Origin of the sequence: Actinomadura fibrosa, from assembly GCF_900659615.1 — a bacterium.
Lineage (GTDB): Bacteria > Actinomycetota > Actinomycetes > Streptosporangiales > Streptosporangiaceae > Spirillospora > Spirillospora fibrosa.
Map to the genome: position 1 here is coordinate 1 of NZ_CAACUY010000427.1, position 4,521 is coordinate 4,521.

Annotated in this window: 3 protein-coding genes; all 3 read left to right on the plus strand. The window is 72.7% G+C overall.

Going from position 1 to position 4,521, the window contains the following annotated elements; translation table 11 throughout:
- Nucleotides 1–344: 344 nt before the first annotated feature.
- The 3 genes from E1300_RS47800 to E1300_RS47810 all read left to right on the plus strand — a co-directional run bounded on the left by E1300_RS47800 (nt 345) and on the right by E1300_RS47810 (nt 4,394).
- The gene (locus E1300_RS47800) at nt 345–1,454 is read left to right on the plus strand and encodes a M24 family metallopeptidase (protein WP_242619874.1); all 1,110 of its coding nucleotides are present in this window, start codon (nt 345–347) and stop codon (nt 1,452–1,454) included.
- Nucleotides 1,455–1,827: 373 nt separating this feature from the next.
- Nucleotides 1,828–3,057, plus strand: a complete 1,230-nt coding sequence (locus tag E1300_RS47805) for an ABC transporter ATP-binding protein (RefSeq protein ID WP_131763882.1) — start codon at nt 1,828–1,830, stop codon at nt 3,055–3,057.
- Nucleotides 3,054–4,394 (plus strand): ABC transporter substrate-binding protein, encoded by a 1,341-nt coding sequence (locus E1300_RS47810; protein ID WP_131763883.1) that lies wholly within the window; start codon nt 3,054–3,056, stop codon nt 4,392–4,394. The genes E1300_RS47805 and E1300_RS47810 overlap by 4 nt, the downstream gene beginning before the upstream one ends.
- The last annotated feature ends 127 nt before the right edge of the window (nt 4,395–4,521 follow it).

Sequence of the window (4,521 nt, forward strand, 5' to 3'; positions counted from 1 at the left end):
CTCGGCGGCCAGCTCCCCGCGCAGCCGCTCGACGGTGGCGGCCAGGGCGGCGCCCTGGCCGCGGTCCCTCCGGATGCGGTCCATCGGGCTCCCCGGGTCAGCCTCGCGGCGCGGGCACGGGCGAGACCCGCGCGGGCGGGCGGAGGGCCGGCGGGGGCGCGGTGGGAGGGGCGGGGCGGCGCTGCGGGGACGTTGTTGGGATCCTGGTGCCGTATCCGAGGCGGATCATGCTGTGTCGGAGCACGTACAGAATGTAACAGGACCTGGTCACACGGGAGGAGGAAGCGGCGTTCCACGGCGCGGCCCCCGGCCGCGCGACCGCCGCGACCGGAATGGAGACGGATGTGACAACGGAGTTGTATCCGCGCGAGCGCCTCGGGCAGGTGCAGGAGGCGACCGCGCGGGCGGGCCTCGGCGCGGTCTTCCTCACGCCGGGCCCCGACCTGCGCTATGTCACCGGGTACGACGCGAAGCAGCTGGAGCGGCTCACCTGCCTGGTGGTCCCGGCCGAGGGCGAGCCGTTCCTGGTGGTGCCGCGGCTGGAGGTCCCGGCGGCGGAGGAGTCGCCGGCGGGCTCGCTCGGCGTGGAGCTGGTGCCGTGGGACGAGACGGACGACCCGTACGCCCTGGTGGCGCGGCGGCTGCCCGCGGGCGTCGCGCGGGTCGGGCTGGCCGACCGGATGTGGGCGGTGATGGCGCTGCGGTTCCGCGCGGCGCTGCCCGGCGCCGAGCAGGTCGCCGCGGGCGGGGTGCTGCGCGGGCTGCGGATGCGCAAGAGCGCCGCCGAGGTCGCGGCGCTGCGCGAGGCGGGCGCGGCGATCGACCGGGTCCACCGCCGGGTGCCGGAGTTGCTGAAGGCGGGCCGGACGGAGCGGGAGATCGGCCGCGACATCGCCGAGGCCATCCTCGCCGAGGGGCACACCACGGTCGACTTCGTGATCGTCGGGTCCGGCCCGAACGGCGCCAACCCGCACGCCGAGCTGTCGGACCGGGTCGTGCGGCCCGGCGAGCCCGTCGTGGTCGACATCGGCGGGACGATGCCGAGCGGCTACTGCTCCGACTCCACCCGCAACTACTGCGTGGGGGAGCCGCCCGCCGACTACCTGGCGTACTTCCGGGTGCTGGAGGAGGCGCAGCGGGTGTCGTGCGAGTCCGTCCGTCCCGGCGTGACGCCCGAGGCCGTGGACGCGGCGGCCCGCGACCTGATCGCGGCGGCGGGGCACGGCGAGCACTTCTTCCACCGGACCGGGCACGGCATCGGCCTGGAGTCGCACGAGGAGCCCTACATCGTGGCCGGCAACCGCGAGCCGCTGGAGCCCGGCATGGCGTTCTCGGTGGAGCCGGGCATCTACCCGGGCCCGCACGGCGCCCGCATCGAGGACATCGTCGTGTGCACCGAGGACGGCCACGAGCCGCTGAACCTCACCGAGCACGGCCTGGTGATTGTCGACTGAGCCGACGGACTGAAACGGCGGGCTGAGTCGGCGGGCTGAAACGGCGGCGTCCGGCATCGGCCGGACGTCCAGCGCGAGGGCGGGGACGGGCATCCCGTCCCCGCCCTCGCAGCATGTCCGGCCCCCGCGCATCAGACCGCGGCGAACGGGGTGGCCTGCGGTCCGTCCGGAACCGCCTGAACGGCCGGGAGACGGACGGATAACGATCTCTGCACCAAATGTGTCACCGAACGCCGCGCATATTGCGGTGCGGGCATCCCGCCATGTACCACCTTGTCTCACTGTTACGCGGGGGTAGCCGAGTGCCGTCCCCGCGTTGCGTGCGCGTTACGCCATGCGGGACGAGAGCCGTGCCGGAAGAAGAGGAGACGCCGTGGCAGAGGTCGATCTGACCAGCGTCGGGAAGGTCTATCCCGACGGCACCCGGGCCGTGACCGACCTGAACCTCAGCATCGCCGACGGGGAGTTCCTGGTCCTCGTCGGGCCCTCCGGCTGCGGGAAGACGACCGCGCTGCGGATGGTCGCCGGGCTGGAGGACATCTCCGAGGGCGAGATCACGATCGGCGGGCGGGTCGTCAACCGGGTGCCCGCGCGCGACCGCGACGTCGCGATGGTGTTCCAGAGCTACGCGCTCTACCCGCACCTGTCCGTCCGCGACAACATCGGGTTCGGGCTGTCGCTGCGCAAGCTGCCGAAGGCCGAGATCCGGGAGAAGGTCGACCGCGCCGCCGAGATCCTCGGCCTCACCGACCACCTGTCCCGCAAGCCCCGCAACCTGTCGGGCGGGCAGCGGCAGCGGGTCGCGATGGGCCGCGCGATCGTCCGCGAGCCGCAGGCGTTCCTCATGGACGAGCCGCTGTCCAACCTCGACGCCAAGCTCCGCGTCCAGATGCGCGCCGAGATCGCCCGCATCCAGCGCGACCTCGGCGTCACCACGATCTACGTCACGCACGACCAGACCGAGGCGATGACGCTCGGCGACCGGGTCGCGGTGATGAAGAAGGGCGAGCTGCAGCAGGTCGCGCCGCCGCAGGAGCTCTACGACCGGCCGGCGAACCTGTTCGTCGCCGGGTTCATCGGCTCGCCCGCCATGAACCTGGTCCAGGGCACGCTGTCCGGGGACGCGGCGGACCCGCGCCTGGAGATCGGCGGCCAGACGCTGGCGCTGCCGGCCGCGGTGCTGGCCGAGCGCCCCGCGCTCGCGTCCTACCTCGGGCGCGACGTCGTCGTCGGCATCCGCCCCGAGGACATGGAGGACTCCGAGCTCGTCGAGGCCCGCGAGGACCGGGCGCTCGTCTCGACGGCCGAGCTCGTCGAGGCGATGGGCTCGGACGTGCTCGTCCACTTCGCGATCGAGGCCGCCCAGGTCGTCACCGAGGACACCAAGGAGCTCGCCCGCGACGCGGGGACCGACGTACTGGGGACCCTGGAGAGCCCCCGCACGGACCTGGTCGCGCGGTTCAGCCCGCGCACCCGCGTGAAGGTCGGCGACCCGGTGACGATCCAGGTCGACACCGGTCGCCTGCACTTCTTCGATATCGAGTCCGGCGCGTCGATCTGGGGATCGGACGACGCCGGGGCGTCCAGGAAGGATGAGGGATGAGGGTCAGCAGGCGTGTGATGGGCCGCCGCGCGGTGAGCGCAGCCGTGGCGGCGGGGCTGCTCATGGCCTCCGCGGCCGCGTGCGGCGGGGACGACGACAAGGACGGCGGCGGCTCGACGCCGGCCGGCGGGGGAGCGCTCAAGGGCACCAAGGTCGAGGTCGCCGCGAAGTGGACGGGACCGGAGGAGGCCAACTTCCGCAAGGTCCTCCAGGCGTTCGAGAAGAAGACCGGCGCGACCGTCACCTACGCGTCCACCGGTGAGAACACCGACGCCTACCTCGGCCCGCGGATCGCGGCCAAGAACCCGCCGGACGTGGCGATCCTCCCGCAGCCCGGCCTGCTCCAGCAGTACGCCGCCAAGGGCTCGCTGAAGCCGCTCGGCCCGGACGTCGTGTCGGAGGTCTCGGCGAACTTCTCGCCGTACTGGAAGGACCTCAGCTCCTACAAGGGCCAGACCTACGGCGTCATGGCGAAGGCCGCCTACAAGTCGATCCTGTGGTACCGGCCGCAGGTGTTCTCCGACGCGGGCGTGCAGCCGCCCGCGACGTTCGACGACCTCGTCAAGGCCGCCGGCACCCTCCAGGACGCGGGCACGACCCCGTTCACCCTGGCCGCCGGCCCGCAGGACTCCTGGACGCTCACCGACTGGTTCGAGAACGTCTACCTCTCGCAAGCCGGGCCGGAGAACTACGACAAGCTCGCCAAGCACGAGATCAAGTGGACCGACCCGACGGTCGGCGCGGCGCTGCAGACCCTCGCGAAGATCTGGGGCAAGCCCGAGTTCCTCAACGGCGGCCTCGCGACCGCGACCAAGACCAAGTTCGACGAGTCGGTCACCCAGACGTTCGGCCAGAACAAGGCGGCGATGGTGTACGGCGGCGACTTCGCCGCCGCGAACATCGCCACCACCAAGGCCAAGGTCGGCACCGACGCCAAGGTCTTCGCGTTCCCGAAGGCCGGCTCGACCGCCCCGGCGGTCCTCGGCGGCGACATCGCCGTGGCGCTCAAGGACGGCAAGGGCGGGCAGGAGCTGCTGAAGTTCCTCGCGTCCCCCGAGGCCGGCAAGGTCTGGGCCGGGCTCGGCGGCTACCTGACGCCGAACAAGAACGTCCCGCCGGACGCCTACTCCGACCCGATCGCCAAGGAGCTCATCGCCCAGCTCCAGCAGGCCGGCGACGCCGCACGCTACGACCTGTCCGACCTCGCCCCCGCAGCATTCGGCGCGACGCCGGGCAAGGGCGAGTGGGAGGCCCTGCGCAACTTCGTGCAGAACCCGGGCGACGTCAAGGGCACGCAGGCCAAGCTCGAGTCCGAGGCCGCGAAGGCCTACAAGTAAGGCCCGCCGGACCCGCACGTAGGGAGAACGTGGAGACCCTGGATGATGGCTCCGAATGAGGGGGTGCCGCCGGCCGCCACGGCCGGCGGCGCCGCCGCCGTCGCCGAACCGGCCGCGGCCCCGTCCG